This window comes from Paenibacillus sp. 481, assembly GCF_021223605.1.
GTDB lineage: Bacteria > Bacillota > Bacilli > Paenibacillales > Paenibacillaceae > Paenibacillus_B.
Map to the genome: position 1 here is coordinate 1,324,894 of NZ_CP075175.1, position 18,095 is coordinate 1,342,988.

16 protein-coding genes and 1 riboswitch are annotated in these 18,095 nt (G+C 46.1%); of the genes, 5 read left to right on the forward strand and 11 right to left on the reverse strand.

Annotation, left to right across the window (positions count from 1 at the left end; genetic code table 11):
* Positions 1–200: 200 nt before the first annotated feature.
* The 3 genes from sdhB to KIK04_RS05620 are packed head-to-tail and all read right to left on the reverse strand — an operon-like array spanning position 201 to position 3,418.
* Positions 201–965, reverse strand: coding sequence for a succinate dehydrogenase iron-sulfur subunit (gene sdhB / locus KIK04_RS05610; RefSeq protein WP_232277322.1), 765 nt, complete (start codon positions 963–965; stop codon positions 201–203).
* A 3-nt stretch (positions 966–968) separates the two neighbouring features.
* Positions 969–2,726 carry a succinate dehydrogenase flavoprotein subunit gene (gene sdhA / locus KIK04_RS05615; protein ID WP_232277323.1) on the reverse strand — a complete coding sequence of 586 codons (1,758 nt, stop codon included), beginning with the start codon at positions 2,724–2,726 and terminating at the stop codon, positions 969–971.
* Between the two features lie 17 nt (positions 2,727–2,743).
* Entirely contained in the window at positions 2,744–3,418 is a 675-nt protein-coding gene (locus KIK04_RS05620) for a succinate dehydrogenase cytochrome b558 subunit (protein ID WP_232277324.1), read from the reverse strand.
* A 336-nt stretch (positions 3,419–3,754) separates the two neighbouring features.
* Here KIK04_RS05620 and KIK04_RS05625 point away from each other — a divergent pair, with 336 nt between their 5' ends.
* Positions 3,755–4,660, forward strand: a complete 906-nt coding sequence (locus KIK04_RS05625; protein ID WP_232277325.1) for a LysR family transcriptional regulator — start codon at positions 3,755–3,757, stop codon at positions 4,658–4,660.
* A gap of 81 nt (positions 4,661–4,741) precedes the next feature.
* Here the strand turns inward: KIK04_RS05625 and KIK04_RS05630 are convergent, their stop codons facing one another.
* Positions 4,742–5,410: a potassium channel family protein gene (locus KIK04_RS05630; RefSeq protein ID WP_232277326.1), complete on the reverse strand. Its 669-nt coding sequence runs from the start codon at positions 5,408–5,410 to the stop codon at positions 4,742–4,744.
* Between the two features lie 104 nt (positions 5,411–5,514).
* Positions 5,515–6,840, reverse strand: coding sequence for a TrkH family potassium uptake protein (locus tag KIK04_RS05635; RefSeq protein ID WP_442951139.1), 1,326 nt, complete (start codon positions 6,838–6,840; stop codon positions 5,515–5,517).
* Positions 6,841–6,931: 91 nt separating this feature from the next.
* Positions 6,932–7,119, reverse strand: a riboswitch (cyclic di-AMP (ydaO/yuaA leader).
* 210 nt (positions 7,120–7,329) lie between these two features.
* Here KIK04_RS05635 and KIK04_RS05640 point away from each other — a divergent pair.
* The gene (locus KIK04_RS05640) at positions 7,330–9,012 is read left to right on the forward strand and encodes a CPBP family intramembrane glutamic endopeptidase (protein WP_232277327.1); all 1,683 of its coding nucleotides are present in this window, start codon (positions 7,330–7,332) and stop codon (positions 9,010–9,012) included.
* Positions 9,013–9,134: 122 nt separating this feature from the next.
* Here KIK04_RS05640 and uvrC read toward each other — a convergent pair whose 3' ends face one another.
* The 3 genes from uvrC to trxA form a co-directional block, all read right to left on the reverse strand.
* Complete coding sequence (gene uvrC, locus KIK04_RS05645) at positions 9,135–11,135, reverse strand: excinuclease ABC subunit UvrC (RefSeq protein ID WP_269671023.1); 2,001 nt, start codon at positions 11,133–11,135, stop codon at positions 9,135–9,137.
* A gap of 260 nt (positions 11,136–11,395) precedes the next feature.
* Positions 11,396–12,466, reverse strand: a complete 1,071-nt coding sequence (locus tag KIK04_RS05650; protein ID WP_232277328.1) for an RDD family protein — start codon at positions 12,464–12,466, stop codon at positions 11,396–11,398.
* 198 nt (positions 12,467–12,664) lie between these two features.
* A complete protein-coding gene (trxA, locus tag KIK04_RS05655) occupies positions 12,665–12,985 on the reverse strand; it encodes a thioredoxin (protein ID WP_232277329.1) in 321 nt (106 codons plus the stop codon).
* A gap of 251 nt (positions 12,986–13,236) precedes the next feature.
* On the opposite strand from trxA, the gene KIK04_RS05660 reads away from it, so the two are divergent.
* Positions 13,237–13,386, forward strand: a complete 150-nt coding sequence (locus KIK04_RS05660) for a YqzM family protein (RefSeq protein WP_232277330.1) — start codon at positions 13,237–13,239, stop codon at positions 13,384–13,386.
* A gap of 76 nt (positions 13,387–13,462) precedes the next feature.
* Here KIK04_RS05660 and KIK04_RS05665 read toward each other — a convergent pair whose 3' ends face one another.
* A complete protein-coding gene (locus KIK04_RS05665; RefSeq protein ID WP_232277331.1) occupies positions 13,463–13,618 on the reverse strand; it encodes a hypothetical protein in 156 nt (51 codons plus the stop codon).
* On the opposite strand from KIK04_RS05665, the gene KIK04_RS05670 reads away from it, so the two are divergent.
* A complete protein-coding gene (locus KIK04_RS05670; protein ID WP_232277332.1) occupies positions 13,617–14,261 on the forward strand; it encodes a DUF1361 domain-containing protein in 645 nt (214 codons plus the stop codon). The genes KIK04_RS05665 and KIK04_RS05670 overlap by 2 nt on opposite strands.
* A 177-nt stretch (positions 14,262–14,438) precedes the next feature.
* On the opposite strand, the gene dnaI is transcribed toward KIK04_RS05670, so the two are convergent.
* Positions 14,439–15,404 carry a primosomal protein DnaI gene (gene dnaI / locus KIK04_RS05675; RefSeq protein WP_232277333.1) on the reverse strand — a complete coding sequence of 322 codons (966 nt, stop codon included), beginning with the start codon at positions 15,402–15,404 and terminating at the stop codon, positions 14,439–14,441.
* Between the two features lie 54 nt (positions 15,405–15,458).
* Positions 15,459–17,018 carry a DnaD domain protein gene (locus KIK04_RS05680; RefSeq protein ID WP_232277334.1) on the reverse strand — a complete coding sequence of 520 codons (1,560 nt, stop codon included), beginning with the start codon at positions 17,016–17,018 and terminating at the stop codon, positions 15,459–15,461.
* Between the two features lie 485 nt (positions 17,019–17,503).
* Between KIK04_RS05680 and KIK04_RS05685 the strand changes: the two genes are divergently transcribed.
* Entirely contained in the window at positions 17,504–18,061 is a 558-nt protein-coding gene (locus KIK04_RS05685) for an RICIN domain-containing protein (protein ID WP_232277335.1), read from the forward strand.
* The last annotated feature ends 34 nt before the right edge of the window (positions 18,062–18,095 follow it).

Genomic DNA, 18,095 nt, shown 5'->3' on the forward strand with positions numbered 1-18,095 from the left:
CGTTTAGGGGAACTTAAAAATCGCTAAATCGTCAAATTTTTTTCACATTTCCGTGCACTTCGGGGCTTGTTTTTTCAATAATCAGGAATTTTGTAATCTTTTCCCACGCCAATACATTCCATTATCCCTAATATATCGATAGGAAAAGAGGGCAAGCGTCAATAGCTTGCCCTCTCGCTTTTATCTTAGATGCAACGTCGTTACATCTGGAACCAGCGTTTAAACATGAGCTTTGTCGTATCGCGGTTCATTTCGGCGATTGATGTTGTGAGCGGTATACCTTTAGGACACGAGCGTACACAGTTCTGTGAGTTGCCACAGCCCTCAATACCGCCATCGTCCAACAGAACCTCCAAACGCTCGTCCTTGTTCATTTCTCCCGTCGGATGAGCATTAAACAAGCGTACCTGCGACACAGGTGCAGGACCAATGAAACTTGTCTTGTCATTGACGTTAGGACAAGCTTCCAGACACACACCGCATGTCATACACTTAGACAGCTCATACGCCCACTGACGCTTCGTTTCCGCCATGCGCGGGCCAGGTCCGAGGTCGTACGTACCGTCAATCGGAATCCAAGCCTTCACGCTTTTCAACGCATTGAACATACGCTCGCGATTAATAACAAGATCGCGCACGACAGGGAACGTCTTCATCGGCTCAAGTCGAATCGGCTGCTCCAATTTATCAACTAGCGCCGTACATGCTTGACGTGGCTTGCCGTTAATGACCATGGAGCAAGCTCCGCACACCTCTTCCAAGCAGTTCGACTCCCAACAAATAGGAGCCGTCTTGCCGCCTCCGGAATTAACCGGGTTACGTTGTATTTCCATCAGTGCGCTAATGACGTTCATGTTCGGACGGTAAGCAATCTCGAACTCCTCCGTATACGACTTCGCATTCGGATCATCTTGGCGCGTTACGACGAACTTAATCTTCTTAGATTGAGCCACTGCTTCCGCCATCGTTTATTCTCCTTTCTTCTTATCCGACGAATAGTCGCGCTTACGCGGTTTAATCAAGGACACATCAATTTCGTCGTAGCTGATTTGCGGGCCATCAGGCGTCCATTTTGCCATCGTCGTCTTCATGAACTCTTCATCATTACGCTCTAAGAACTCTGGCTTGTAGTGCGCGCCACGACTCTCGTCGCGTAGAAGTGCGCCCAAAGTCATTGCTTCTGCCAATTCAAGCATGTTCCACAACTGACGGGTAAAGGCCACACCTTGGTTGTTCCAACGCGCTGTATCTGTCATGTTAATATTGGAATAGCGCTGCTTCAGCTCTTTAATTTTGCCAATCGTTTCTTCCAGCTTGCTGTTGTAGCGAACAACCGTCATATTGTTCGTCATCCATTCGCCCAGCTCTTTATGTAGCACGTAAGCGTTTTCGGAGCCGTCCATCTTCAGTAAGCTCTCGTAATGATCGGTACGCTTCTTCGTCTCTCTGTCGAACACGCTAGAGCTAACGTCCTCAGTCGCTTTTTTCAAGCCACGAATGTATTCAACCGCTTTCGGCCCTGCTACCATACCGCCATAAATGGCAGACAACAACGAGTTCGCTCCAAGACGGTTCGCACCATGATACTGATACTCGCATTCACCAGCCGCAAACAAGCCCGGAATGTTCGTCATTTGATTGTAGTCCACCCACATGCCGCCCATTGAGTAGTGAACGCCAGGGAAGATTTTCATCGGAATTTTACGCGGGTCGTCGCCCATGAACTTCTCGTAAATTTCGATAATGCCGCCCAGCTTAACGTCCAGTTCCTTCGGGTCTTTATGCGACAGATCGAGATAAACCATGTTCTCGCCATTGACGCCGAGTTTCATGTCGACACACACATGGAAAATTTCCCGTGTCGCGATATCGCGCGGAACAAGGTTTCCGTAAGCCGGATACTTCTCCTCAAGGAAATACCAAGGCTTGCCATCCTTGTATGTCCAAATACGTCCACCCTCACCACGAGCCGACTCGGACATGAGACGCAACTTGTCATCACCTGGAATAGCTGTTGGGTGAATTTGAATAAACTCACCATTGGCATAAGATACGCCCTGTTGGTACACGGCACTCGCCGCTGTCCCTGTATTAATAACGGAGTTAGTTGTTTTACCGAAAATGATACCTGGGCCACCCGTCGCCAAAATGACGGCGTCAGCCTTGAACGTCTTCACTTCCATCGAGTGCAAGTCTTGCGCACAAATACCGCGGCACACGCCATCGTCATCCACTACAGCGGATAAGAACTCGGAATGCTCGTATTTTGTAACAAGTCCTGCCGCTTCCCAGCGACGAGCTTGCTCATCAAGGGCATACAGCAATTGCTGGCCTGTTGTCGCGCCTGCAAATGCCGTCCGGGAATGCTTCGTACCGCCAAAGCGACGGAAATCAAGCAAGCCCTCCGGAGTACGGTTAAACATAACCCCCATCCGGTCCATCAAGTGAATAATGCCTGGCGCTGCATCACACATCGCCTTAATCGGAGGCTGATTCGCTAAGAAGTCGCCACCATAAACTGTATCGTCAAAGTGCTCCCACGGGGAGTCACCTTCGCCTTTTGTATTTACTGCTCCATTAATTCCACCTTGCGCACACACAGAGTGGGAACGTTTAACAGGTACTAAAGAAAACAGGTCGACATGAACGCCTGCTTCCGCTGCTTTAACCGTCGCCATCAACCCTGCTAGGCCGCCGCCAACAACGATAATGTTCTGTTTAGCCATTGCAAGTCACTCTCCCTTTAACCGATAACCGATTTCGCGGTTTCAAGCAATGCGCTTGCCGCTTCGAACTCTTCTTTACGCATGCCGACGATAGCCAGCACAAACAACACGGACATGATGACAAATAAGCCCATGCAAATTTTTGCGGATACAGCTTGCGCACGCGGACCAACGGTCACACCCCAGCTTACAAAAAACGCCCACAGACCGTTTGCAAAATGGTAAGATGCTGCCACTGCGCCAACGACGTAGAAGGCCAGCATGAACGGATTTGCGAATATGCCGTTCATATAAGTGCCCAAGTCCTCATGCCTCAAATTGCCTAGCGCGATTTGCACGCGAGTTTCGTACACATGCCACGTAACGAAGATGAACGTAATAACTCCGGTTATACGCTGCAGCAAAAAGGCAACGTTGCGGCCGTAATTGTAGTTGCCGACGTTGTTACGCGACGTATAAGCAATGTACAATCCGTACACCCCATGGTATAAGAGTGGCAGCCAAATCCCAAACAATTCCAAGAAAAACACTAACGGTAATCCGTTAATGAGTGCTACCTTGTCTTGAAACGATTCTTTCCCGCCTTCAAATGCGGAGAAGTTAGAAACCATGTGCGTAATAAGAAAGAAGCCCAATGGAATAACTCCCAGCAACGAGTGCAACTTCCGCGAGTAAAAATAACCCCGTTTCATAAGCGTGCCGTTTCCCCTTTCTGATGTGTAGCCAGTAGATTTTGGTAATAAAGCATCCTCATTTTACTAGTGCGTGTTGAAAGCGTCAACATTTTGTCGAACAATGACAATTTGTTGGACATCATGAATGACCTTCTTTTCATGTTTCGACACGCTAACGGTCACATTTTCGCAACCATCTTCTCTCTTTGTGAACAACTTGTGACACTTCCATGTTACTCCTTTTCCACTTATAATGGAATTGCAATGTTGTTATATTTTTTATAACTAAAACGCATAACGATCATTTTAATTGTATTTTTTACCTAAACCTATTCCTTTTCGGAGGTGCTGCGCATGCTTGATTTGCTTGAATCTTTTGCAACAGTCGTCGAATTATCTACCGTCAACCAAGCTTCCAAACGCTTAAACGTTTCGCAGCCTGCATTATCTCGACAAATTGCTCGCTTAGAAAATGAGCTAGGAGTAGAATTGTTTGTCCGTAAAGGCAAACGGCTTGAACTTACAAGAGTGGGACAAATGACCTATGAGTTTGCGCTAGACGTTCGGAGTCGACAATTGACCTTCTTGAAATCTATCGCTGATTATAAATCAGAAGGAAATGCCACGGTTACGATCGGAGCCAGTCTAACGACGCTACAAACGACGCTGCCTATGTTCGTCTCACGCTTTATGGACAAGCACCCGAGTGCCCAATTAAAAGCAGTGACGGGCAAAACACACGAAATTATATCGCTTATCCGCGAGCAAAAAGTAAACTTAGGCCTCGTCGCGGACGCGATACGTGAGCCTGGACTGATTTGTATTCCTTTATTCGCTGACCATTTGCAACTTGTTCTGCCTAAATATCACGAGCTTGCTAAGCAAAAGTCGTGGTCGATGGCACAGTTGAACGGGCTGCCGATGTTGCTATTTTCAAATGGAACGTGGTATCGAAAATTGACCGATGATTTATTTCGCAGATATCGCATCATGCCCGATATTCGTATGGAGATCGATTCTTTTGAAGCTATTATGAGGTTAATTACAACGTGTCAGGCCGCTGCGTTGCTGCCCAAGTCGTACTTACGGCAGGAGCTGTTAGAACATAACGAGTTAATTACCGTTCATATGAAAGAACTGGAACAGACCGAACGAATTATGTCGCTCGTGTATGCCGAGCAAGCAGCGCTCAATCAAACCGCACGCCAATTTATTGATGAAACGGTACAAGGGGCAACCAACTGGAGCCGGTATGTGTAACATAAACAAAGAGGGTCGTGACCCAAACGTTTAGAACGTTTAGAAGTCACGACCCCCTTTATTACTGCTTATCACCGTTTATTACAGTCTATCAATGATAACGTCCTCAAATTCTTCAATTTGCTCATTCGTACCAATGAGGACCATAATGTCTTTTTCACTAAGGACATCTTCCGCCGTCGGCGCAATAATAATTCCGCCCTCTTTGTTGAGAGCAACAATGCTGCACCCGAAGCGCGAACGTGTATTTAAATCTCGAAGCGACATGCCATCCAAGCAATTCGGCACACTAAGCTCTACAATTGTGTAATCTTTAGACAGCTCGATATAATCGAGCAAGTTCGGAGAGACAAGTTGATGCGCGACCCGAATACCCATGTCTCGCTCAGGGTAAATAATCCGATCGACACCAATTCGGTCGAGTACTCTGCCATGCAACTCGGTTACGGCCTTCGCAACGACCCGCTTGAGACCGAGCTCCTTCATCTGAATGCTGACGAGTATGCTCGTCTGAATATCGTTGCCAATCGCAACGATGACGCAGTCAAAGTTGCGGATGCCGAGCGAGCGCAGCACTTCCTCATCAGTCGCATCTGCGACCACAGCATGAGTAACAATGCCGTTCATTTCGTCTACGACTTCCTCATCTTTATCGATGCCTAGCACCTGATGCCCGAGCTTCACGAGCTCCTTTGCTAAACTAGATCCAAATCGGCCCATGCCGACGACTGCAAATTGCTGTAACACCATCTTGACGTAATCCCCTTCGTCCAATACTCATTCAACTATTTATTCCCTCGTAGCCACCAATTGATGCTTGCCTTGTGGGAACCTGTTCATTCCTGTGTGCAAGGTTATCCAATTGTAATTTTACCTTCTGGATGACGGTACAGCTCGCGCTCGCTTTTCGGTCCAAGCGCGTACGCCAATGTCAGTGGTCCAAGCCGGCCAGCAAACATCGTTACACATAACAACAACTTGCCGATATCAGACAATTCAGGCGTAATGCCCATCGACAGGCCGACCGTGCCAAATGCTGATGTCGTTTCAAACAAAATTTTGATGAACAGTTGATCCTCGGTCGTCGTCAAAATCATCGTAATGATGATGACCCACGACAAAGCCAGCAGCGTTAGTGTTACCGCTTTAAAAATACGGTCAATCGCAAGGCGGTTACGAAACAATACAATATCCTCTTTACCGCGAATCATCGCAATAACCGCGCCAATCAATATGGCAAACGTCGTCGTCTTAATCCCACCGCCTGTCGACCCTGGCGAAGCACCGATAAACATCAAAATAATAATAAAAAACTGTGATGCTTGGCGCATAGCCCCGATATCGATGGAGTTAGGCCCTGCCGTACGTGGTGATACGGATTGGAACAGCGAAGCCCAGAACTTCTCCCACCCGTTCATACTGCCTAATGTCTTAGTGTTCGTAAACTCGAATACGAGAATAACGATCGCACCTAGGACAATTAGCAAGCTCGTCATCGATATAACCACTTTACTATGCAGCGAAAGCCGCTTAGTCGTCTTATAATCGAACAAGTCTGACAGCACAATAAAGCCGAGGCCGCCCGATATAATTAAAAACATGGTGACGAGGTTCACGATAGGGTCCCCTACATAACTGGTGAAGCTAGAGAACGGACCACTAATCGGGCCAAACAAATCAAATCCCGCATTGTTAAATAAGGAAATGGCATGAAAAATCCCATAATATATAGCCTGTCCAATCGGCATATCAAATGACCAGCGGAGAGCGAACAAGATCGCCGCCGTCCCTTCGATAATAAAAGCAAACATGACTACTTTCCGAATAAGGCGCACGATCCCCTCCATGCTGCCTTGATTTAACGCTTCCTGCAAAATAAGCCGATCTTTAAGCGAAATCCGCTTTTTGAAGGCAAAGGCAATCAGTGTTGCCATCGTCATAAATCCTAAGCCGCCCACTTGAATCAAACATAGAAGCACAATTTGCCCGAACAGCGTAAAATGTGTTCCCGTATCCACGACAACTAGCCCCGTTACACACGTCGCGGATGTAGCGGTGAAGAGCGCGTCGATAAAGGATAAAGTTTTTCCGTCGGTGTTGGACAACGGAAGCATAAGTAAAAATGCCCCAAATAAAATAATAAATGCGAACCCTGATACTAAAGTTTGCGGGGGCGTCAAATGCCAACGTTTTGCTGAAAGCAATGTTTTCAGAGCTTACACCTCTTTTTAGTCACGAAAAAAAGCACTGGAAATCCCAATGCTCGCGCTGGTATCCTGACGTAAAATGCCTACGAGGTTAGCTGACGGATTCGGGCACGTCCAGGTCGCCCTATTCATCTGACCAACGATACGGAAAGCACAATATCCTACTTTCACGTCGTTAATCAGTACGAAATTCACCCCAAAAATTCGGTTCCCCCGCTTTCGCAACTATGCGAAACTCGGCTTGTTATTCGATTCATAACGAGATTATAAACGTTTAGTTAGCCACACACAAAGTCATAGAACGCGCAAAAATGCAATAAAAAGCGGTGAAATAGCGGCAGATAACGCTTACAAACGGTTGTTTTCACGCTGTCATTTCGTAAAACGTCGATTTTCAAGCCTTCTCTTGCTAAACTATACAAATAATCTTATTTGCACGAACAAAATGGAGGTGAACCTCACATGAAATTGAAGCAAAACCGTACTCGTCTGCCACGCTTTCTAATAGCTGCATCCGCTATTGGATTTCTATTATTCCTGATGATGCAGATCATCATCCCACAACTACAGAGCCAGCAAGCAGTGGAGCCTAACTTGCGCTTACTGTCCAAGTCAGAGGCCGAAGCACGAGCGACTTCATTCATCCAACAGCAATGGAGCGGAGACATTAGGGTCGCTCCACACAGCGATACTTCGGTCGTGTATACGACGAACAAAATGTTTTCGGGCTACGTCAATAAGGAAGGCGTACTCGAACAGTACAAGCGCTGGGATAAACAGGCGCCTATGGATACGTATCGCGTCCTGCTTCCTGTCCTTGCAGGTGAGCAAGCTGGGACACTACGTGTTGACATTCATCTGACAACAGGCAGTGTCGTCGGATTTGGTTTCGTGAGCGATGATACACTTACATCCACATCCACAAAAAGAACACAGCAGTCACTGCCTGATTCATCACCATCGACAGCTACACATCAGACGCAGCAAGCCAAACTTGCAGAGGAAGCGGCTTATTCACTCGGCTGGAAGAAACAATCGTTCGTACTGGATCGCGAACTGCCCAATCATACTTATCTGTTTCACGTCCCGACCGCAAAAGTAGGACAATCCAAGCTGCATATTGAAGTTGAAGTGGCCGACCGTGCCGTTATTCGAGCCGAACCTGTGTGGGTCGTTCCTGATGCTTATGAACAACTCATTCAGAAGCAGACAGATACGGCACAAAACGTATACCGTTACGGTTATTTGTGGGTCTCATTTGCCCTCAGTGCACTCGCTATTTTGATGTGCATTCGATATCGGAACACGGTTCGCTTCGGTTCCAACACGATGATCGCGCTGACACTCGTGTCGGGCGGAATTTCACTGCTGCACATTTGGAATGTACTGCCTAGCCAAATTGCGCTGGAACTAGAAGTACCAGCTGCCAAGCTCAATTTGACATTTATTTCGCTCATTCAATACGGAATTACACTTATTCAAGGCATTGGAGTCTATTTTGCGCTCGTCGCAGGACGCCAATTATGGAAAGACACGACGTACGGCGACCTGATGCCAACATGGCGTAATGCGCATTTTGGTCATCATCTTGTGCGCTCCCTTTGGCTTGGACTTCTTTTTGCTGGGTTGTTGCTTGGCGTTCAGACGATCATTTTCTTCTGCTTAGAACGGGGGTTTGATACTTGGACGGCGAATGATGCCCAACAATCGCCTCTCAATATGACATACATGGCTTTTTTCCCGTTACTTGCTTGGGTAGCAGCCATTTCAGAAGAAGTCGTGTATCGTTTGTTCGGGGTAGGTTTATTTTTACGGTGGCTACGCAATCCGTGGCTCGCAGGCATGATTCCAACCTTGATTTGGGCATTCGGACATGTCCTTTATCCGGTATATCCGTTCTATTCCCGGCCACTTGAACTGCTTATAATCGGGTTCTGCTTTTTGTTTATTATGGTGAAACACGGATTTTGGACTGCTTTATTTGCACACTTGATGATTGACACGATACTTATGTCGCAATATTTTTTATGGAGCGGATCACTCGGCAGTGTATTCGTTGGTATCACTTACTTGCTATTGCCTATCGTTATTGTGTATGTCATTCGCGCCTATCACAGCAGGCCATTCGCAAAGTTCACTGGCTAAATGCCCTACTATAAAAAGAACCCTTAACTCTTCCGCCTCGGATTCAGCTGAACCAAAGCGAAATGGGTTAAGGGTTCTTTACTGGATTAGTATCGTTACTGTTGCCTACTAAGACTCATTTGCTACTGGGACTCATCGGATATCCGCTCATCATCTGCTACAGGCTCATCTTCCTGCTCGTTGCGCAGCGATTGCAAAATGGTGCGTGCCAGCTTGTCGCCAATTCCGACTGGGCGGAAATCTTCAACCGCAGCCTCGCGTATTTTTTTAAGCGAGCCAAAATGCTTGAGCAGCATTTTGCGCCGCTTCTCGCCAATGCCCGGAATCGAATCCAATGCCGATGTAACCATCGATTTGGCACGCCGCTCGCGGTGAAACGTAATGGCGAAGCGATGCACCTCGTCTTGGATGCGCTGCAACAAGTAAAATTCTTGACTGTCTCGCGGCAGCGGCACGACTTGCGGCGGATCGCCAGCCATAAGCTGTGCCGTTTTGTGCTTGGCATCTTTGACTAAGCCGCAGACCGGCACAGCAAGTCCAAGCTCATTTTCCAGCACGTCAAGCGCAGCAGATATTTGTCCTCGCCCGCCGTCCACAATAATGAGGCCTGGCAGCTCCAACTGCTCCTTGAGCACGCGCTCATAACGGCGGCGAATCACTTCTCGCATCGTTTCATAATCGTCAGGGCCTTGTACGGTCCGTACTTTATATTTGCGATATTCCTTCTTATCTGGCTTACCGTCAACAAATACGACCATTGCAGACACCGGGTCAGCACCTTGGATGTTAGAGTTATCAAATGCCTCGATACGGCCGCCTGCAATATCAATCCCTATGGCCTCACCTAATCGTTCGACTGCGTGCAGCGTACGCTCCTCATCACGCTCCAGCAGCTTAAATTTCTCATTCAGCACTACACGCGCATTGTCTGCGGCCATCGTAATCATTTGCTTTTTCAAACCACGCTTCGGCACAAGCACCTTCGTCTTTAACCACTGTTGGAGCGCTTCTACACCTGTATCGGCCTGCTCCTGCAATGTATCTAATTCCGTTGCTTCGTCCGTCTCTTGTTCAGACTCGTGAATGGACTCGCGTTCCGCTTCCCGCTCCAACTCCGACTCCTGCTTCAGTTCCAACTCCAAGCCCGCTTCCTCCGCATAAGGCTCGGGCAGCAAAATTTCCTTCGGCACGGCTGGATTCTCACTATAATATTGCGTAACAAACGTCATGAAATCATCGTATGCATGGCCATAGTACGGAAACTTCGTCGTATGACGCTCGATCAACTTCCCTTGGCGCACGTACAAAATTTGTACACACATCCAACCCTTATCGACCGCATACCCGAATACGTCTCGATCTTGATTGTCTGCCGTATTAATCTTCTGCTTCTCCATAATCGCATCAATCGCCAATAACTGATCACGGTACTCCTTGGCCCGCTCAAAATGAAGTTCTTCTGCCGCTTCCTCCATTTTACGCTTTAATTCTTTCTTAATCTCATCGTGGCCACCGTTCAGAAATTTCGCAATCTCCTGCACCATCGTTTCATACTGCACTTCCGTGACTTCCTCTACACACGGGGCCAAGCACTGCCCGATATGGTAATACAAGCAGACCCGATCCGGCAGTGTGCGACATTTGCGCAGCGGATATAAGCGATCAAGCAGCTTTTTCGTCTGCTGGGCTGCATACGAATTCGGATAAGGGCCGAAATACTTCGCCTTATCCTTAAACACTTTGCGAGTCACCTCCAAGCGGGGATGGCGCTCGTTCGTAATTTTTATATAAGGAAACGTCTTATCATCTTTCAGCAAGACGTTATAACGCGGATGATGCTTCTTAATCAAGTTACACTCTAAAATGAGCGCCTCCATATTGGACGAGGTAACAATATACTCAAAATCACGTATTTCAGACACCAAACGCTGCGTCTTCCCGTCATGACTACCTGAAAAATAAGAGCGGACGCGATTTTTTAACACTTTCGCTTTCCCTACATATATGATGTGGCCATCGCGATTTTTCATCAAATAGCAGCCTGACGAATCAGGGAGCAGAGCAAGCTTATTGCGGATACGTTCCAACGCTTGTTCACGTTCCTCAAGGTCTTTGCCCGTCAGCTCCTGCTCTTTCTCGTCTACGTATCGTTCATGCCAACGTTCCTTCCAGCGCTCAGAGCGCGAGATAGCAGGCTTTTCTATTTCAGCTGCACCATTCCCGCCATTCCCTTTATGGGATGGGTGTTGCTTGTCATCTTCACTCAAACGGGCATCTCCTTTCCGCTTGTTCCCCTATTGTTCCCCTTTTCTTATTGTATACGAGTGAGCAACAAAGAAAAAGCCTTCCTAACAGGAAAGCTAGGAAAGCTTTGTAAGAGCTATTAATTACCGTATGCCGGCCTAAAGCTGGCCACGATCTTATGAAGCTCATCTTTGTATGTTGCGTATTTGTAATTTACAACACCCGCGATGACATGATGATAATAATCTTGTGTACCTACAACCGTGTAAATATATGTACTATTATCCTCTTTCATGATCAGTTCCATCGCAGGGTCACCGTTTTTAAGGGTCACACGTCGCTCTGATGATACGCTAACTTTAGCTGGAAATTGTTCTTTTATTTCTTCCACATAAGTATCCAGTGTGTAAGTTGTAGCCAGCTCACTTCTTTTGTAAGAGTTTATGTACAGTAAACGTTGCTCTCTTTTATCTTTAATGGCAAGACCGGTCTCACGATCAGCATCGAACTTATAATCATGAATCCAGTCCTCAGTCGCTGTAATCTGAAATAAACCATCATTCGTTCTGAACTTCTTCTCCGCCGCGACAGCGGAATCCGAAGCTATAGCACGAATACCAAAAAAGACGAACAGCATCGCCACAACAGCACTTATGGAAAATGTAATTAGCAATACGATATTTTTTCTTTTGCTGACTTCAAATAAATCCCTTACATTCACGACAAATGTATCGGCCAACATGTCGCCTAGACGCTGCTTCTTCCTCGATGCCAGTACGGCAACACCAGCTGGCAACGCTCCAATTAAGATCGGATTCGCTTCAATTAAACGCATGAAAGAACGAATGAGCGACTTCACAATGCCTGGCGGCTTACCATCCCGCTTCACCACTTGAATCCGCAGCACAAATTTGCCTAATGTGTAGCCTGTCAGCCCTTCTAAAAACAAAAAATAAGCGCAAATTAACGCTAACCAACTAATTAGCAACCAACTCGACGCCGTCTTATTATGTTCAAAAAGAAATAACCCCGCGAGCAAACTCCCTAAAAATACGAAATCGATGACATACGCAGCCCAGCGCTTGAAAAAAAGGGAGGCTCCGTAGGTAGAAGCAACGTCCTCCATCGTCATTTGATGTTGTTTCCGTTCTGGAGGATTTACATCATCCAAATTAAATCCTTTAAAGCTTTCCACTTGCTGTTCAGTCACAGCGACCCACCTCGTTCTAATCTTGTTGTATATGTCCTGATGGAACATATCACAAATCAAACGATCAATCTATACAAATAATGGGTTGAAAAGTTAATAAAGTATGTACATTCATCGTGATCACGTACTGCAAGACAACCAAAAAAACCCTCCCTTGAAAGAGAGAGCTCTAACGTCGGGAGGGTTATGTGTGTTGAATTATTGATGTTTACCGATCAAGTTCTTCAATGCATCTTTAGATTGCAAGCCTACAACTTTATCAACAGGCTGGCCGTCTTTGAATGCGATGAGTGTAGGGATGCTCATTACGCCAAAGCGGGAAGCAGACTCTGGATTCTCGTCCACGTTTACTTTTGCCACTGTAGCTGCACCAGCGAGATCCGCATCCAACTCATCCAAGATTGGAGCGATTTGTTTGCAAGGACCACACCAAGGTGCCCAGAAATCAACGAGAACTACACCTTTTTTATCTTCAACATCAGACTTAAATGATTTGTCAGACACATTTACGATTGCCATGATAGGTTCCTCCTTTATTATAAAGAGCTTATATTCTGAGTCAACAAGTAAAGTATACCACAGTTCGGTCACTTTTGCGAAAGTGACCAGTACAATTGTACCCAATTTGTCACACCCTAAGTAGGGCCAATACTTTACAGTCGTAGCGCAGTTCGATATACTATATACGAGCAAATTGGGTTAAAATACCTGTCATCGTTGTATGATACAGCTCATTGCGACGATAAGACATAACAGATGGAGGACTCGCTATGGAAGTAAGAAACGTCGACCCTCGAGAGCATGTTATGGAAGAGCCGCGGGATGACTTGGGTGATACATTCATGGGCTTTGCAGCCATGGGCGGTTTCATGACTGTCGTCTTCTTCGGCATGGTGATCGTGAAGTTCATTCTTGAATAATTGAGAAGCTTGATGACTGCTTCAGTCACCTAACATGCCCAAGGTCCGGTTCGCACGTGAGCGACCGGGCTTTTTATTATGAACATCTCATAACGTATTGCTTGGAGGTCATTTTATTGGATTCGTTCCATCCCCGATCACGCAAAATGTCGGCGCCATTTGTTCCATTACACTCCATCATCATGTTAGGACTTTTATTGACCGCGACAATATGCTGTTCGTTATTAGGCATGTACGTAAGAGCATATACGGGCCGAACCATTTACACCTTCCTCAACTGGGATATGTTCTTGGCATGGGTTCCTGTTGGCTTCGCCTGTATGCTACATCTTGTTTTTTATCATATGCAACCTAAACAGTGGCCGCGCACCTTGCTGATCACAGTCGTCGGCTTGCTATGGTTATTATTTTTTCCGAACTCCGCCTATTTAATCACCGATATGCTGCATCTGTTCATCCATTTCAAACCTGAACCTGGTGTTCGCTTCACACACGATATTGAATTTTGGTATCATTTGATCTTATTTTTTTCTGCTGCCCTAATCGGGGTCTTGTTAAGCTTCTATTCGTTATACACCGTTCAACAGGTCGTAAAAAAAGCGTACGGTGCCGCTACGAGTTGGGCGTTTGCCATTATCGTGTTGTTGTTGAGCAGCTTTGGCATTTATATCGGCAGGTTTGTGCGCTGGAATAGCTGGGATGTGTTTGTGAGACCTGATCGGATTGTACAGGATATCGTTATGATCGTGACAGATGAGCAGAAGCTGAAGCTGTTTGTGCCATTTGTGCTTATCCTGTTTGCTGTGCAAGGATTCGTTCACTGTGTGTTAAGTGCAATTGCTACCTTTCATTCGAAATCGCTACCACCAAAATAAAAGGCCCGTAGACCCCTTTTACTCGATACTACAAGATTAAAGCGCTGTGTTTATTGTGACGACAATTCCCGCTCCATTACGCGACTCCATTTGAATCACGACCACGTAACATGAAAAAACCGTCTAACACCACGCTTACAGCGGTGTTAGACGGTTTGTCGCCTATCATTTAGGATGCTATTGTTTGGGAGCCGGCCCGTTGCCACGTTTATTGCTACCTTGAACCTCAATAATATTCACAAAAGGACGTATCCGGTCCATAATCCGCTCTGCTTTATGAATATCTTCGCCATCACGCGTATAGCTAAAATGCTTCATTAAACCATCCATATCATAGTTGGACGTATACAGTGTCGGCTTACGATTCATCCGATAATTCAAGATCGAGCCGAGCACATGGTCGCGTACCCAAGGTGTCATATTTTCAGCACCAATATCGTCAAACACGAGCAGATCCGCTTCCTTCATCATCTCGATCGTATCGCGCAGCTTTTGCGGCTCTTGGAACATTGACTTCAAGTCCTCAACGAATTCGGGCATGTACACGATGACGCCCGTATAATCAACCCGTGCCAACTCGTATAGCACATAGCTCATTAAGTACGTCTTGCCCGTGCCGAACGGCCCGTACAAATACAGACCTTCTGGCTGCAAGCCGTTCTCTTTAATTTGAACGGCATACTCCATGACAGCCGTAACAGCCGGAGTACGCTCATAATCATTGCGAATCATCTCTTCTGGCGAATAGCCTTGCTTGAACGCCGTTTCGTCTACATAGAACGAACGCACGCGATTTTGAATCGTACGCTGACGTTCATAAGCGGTAAGCTTTTTGCACGGTACTTTCCGATCGTAGATGAGCGCATGGCCATTAACATTTTCAGCACTCAGCATTGTGTAGTGACCACGAAAGTCGTTCTGACAATTATCGAGTCCCGGACAATTCGAACAGCGACGATATTCGGTTAAATATTGATATAACTTACTCATATTAATTCGCAGTGTTCGGTCGTCCAACCAAGGATACTTGCTCCTGAATTGCATAATGAGCGGATCTTCTAACATTTCCGCCATCTTTTGCTCCGCTTGAGCCCGCCTTCCACTAAGCGGCAACTGCTTCATAATGTCACCTAATGATTCCATGCGCAACACCTCCTTCTTCGTCTGATTAGCTATAATAACGTATAATTTCAATAATTAACGACTGCCTCCATCGAGACGCTTAGCAAGCTCCAGCGCCCGATCTAAATCAGCCTGCGATAAAGTCTTGCCACCTGGTGTTTGCTTGGGTTGCACAACTGGAATAACGGGCTTCGCTGGCTTATTGCCATATCTGCCTCGATTGCGTGCTTGTCCGTTACTAGCGCTCCGCGTTCCCTGCCCATCTTTCGCTTGCAGTTGCTGCGTCTGCTGGCCTTGCTGACGAATATACAGCACCGCTTGTTCGTACGTCTTCACTTGCTTCGCTAACATATTCGTGACGATCGCTTCCACAAAGTTACGATTCAAGCGCTGCTCGGAGCCTTCAGCCAACATCGTCATTAAATAGTGGATGAGCACATTAATCACTTCATCAGGCAATTTATAATTCAAGTCCATTTTAGTAAACATATCAAGAAATGAATCGGGTACCGCACCTGGGAAAAATCGCTCCAGCAAGCGCGTATACGGCGTGTTGCGCAGCATCATATTGTACTGATGCACATCGCACTTGCTCTGAAATTGCGTAGGCACTTCCACGTAAAATTCCATTTGCACCGCGACTTCTTGCTCCTGCTCATGCTCGGGGGTTGCCGCTGGCTGTGCTGAGCGTGCCTCCTGAGCATTCGACATTTTGCTCTGTTCCCGTTCACGCCATTCGCTGCGACGTTTATTTTGGCGGAAATGCAAATGTGCACGATGCTGCAATTCGTCCAGTATAATTCGGCCGTCTGATTCAAACACGCCATCCTCATCCAACAAACGACACGTTTCCTGCAACGTGAGATCGAATTTGCGCACAACATGATTAATGATGCCCATACTTTCACGATCATATCGCAACTTCTCTACAAAAGAACGATTGAACGACTGCTTCGGAAAGCGTGTAATAATGTCGGCGTAATTCAAATCAGTAGCTGTATCCGTTCCGTTCTCCGCACTGTTGCTTGAACTGCGGCTTGGAGCTACTTCTTGTAGCGCTTGCTCCAACTCGTAGTCAATCACGTGCGTATTGAGACGAAATAGCTCATAGAACGGGATTGAAATATTTTCACGCTGCACCTCTGCCTGCCTACAGTCAAAAGGTTCCTTTGTACCAAATTGCTCGCGCAGTGACAGCACTGCATATTTGCCTACTTTGTCGCGCAGCAACAACGTTAGATGCTGCGTCTGGAAAAAATCATTCGGGCTTAGCGGCTGCTGAAGCTCGTATTCGAACATATAATCATCCGCATCCGGCATGAGCAAACGGGACGTTTGCAGCAGCCCAACGGCTTCTAATTTAGACGATTGCTCAATAAAGTAAGCACGTCCCTTTTCACTCGGTTCTAATCCTAGCAGCAAAAATAACCGCCGCTGCGAATCCACCACCGAATATCCGACTTGGTCGGCTGGAACGTGCTGACTGAGAAGGTGGTACAGTCCGATCGCAAACGCCCCAACCATCGGTTGGTAAACGTGCGACAGCATTTTGTTGTCTAATTCGCTAAGACTGAATTCTCGGTACGTCACATAGCGATGATGCTCTGTAAAATGAAGCATATTTGACATCCGCATCGCGTTTATCACCTTCTCCTCCGTGCTTTCATGTTTACTCATTGTAACACAAAAAGCACCCCCTCGTCCGACAAAATGGTGGTAACGGCAACAGGTATCAGCAAGAAAAGACACCTGCTTGAGTAGTATCTCCGGTTTTTTTGGATGCGCACAAAAATTCATTAATTGATTTAAATACGCAATTAAATATAAAATTTAAATTTTATGTGTGATTTAACTATTAAACATATTATTTAATTATTCAATTGATATTTTGGTATTAAATTTTAAATTAATAAATTAAATATTTTTTCACCTAAAATATGTATCAAGAAGTGAGGTGATGTGTTATTATTCATGATGTGGAATATAAATACTTGGAAAAAGGAGGAGCAAAGCAAGCAGATGTAAATAATTCATCATGAATGCACAGATAAGCAGGCATCAAAGAAAGATCATGATCTATTTTGTTAATCTTTGAAAACATTTTTAAGGAGTGATAGGACATGTTTCAATCTCTGACAGCTAATCGTAACAAAGTGATGATTTTATTTTTATGCTTTTGTTTCATGCTTCTCATGATTGCAAGTCCAGCGAAGAATGTATCCGCAGCTGAAGAAAATGCACCATTCGTACCGAACGGTACATACGTGCTTTACGCTAAACATAGCAACAAAGTGTTAGAAGTCGAGAAATATGGCACTCATGATGGTGCAAAAATTCATCAATGGAGCTACACAGGCGGCACGAATCAGCAGTGGAGAATCGTAGACGCTGGTGGCGGTACTTTTTCCATCGTATCAGCGCACAGTGGTAAAGTGTTAGAAGCCGAGCATTTCGGTACACATAATGGAGCAAAAATACACCAATGGAGCAACACAGGCGGTTCGAATCAACTGTGGAGATTTGTTGACACAGGTGATGGTTACTATACAATCGTTTCCGCACACAGCGGAAAAGTCATTGAAGTGGAACAGTTCGCTTCCAAAGATGGCGGAAAAGTACATCTGTGGAGTAACTCAGGCGGTCTGAACCAACAATGGAGAGTCAAAAAAATATTTTAACGTATAAAAAGAGCTAGGGATCATCCCCTAGCTC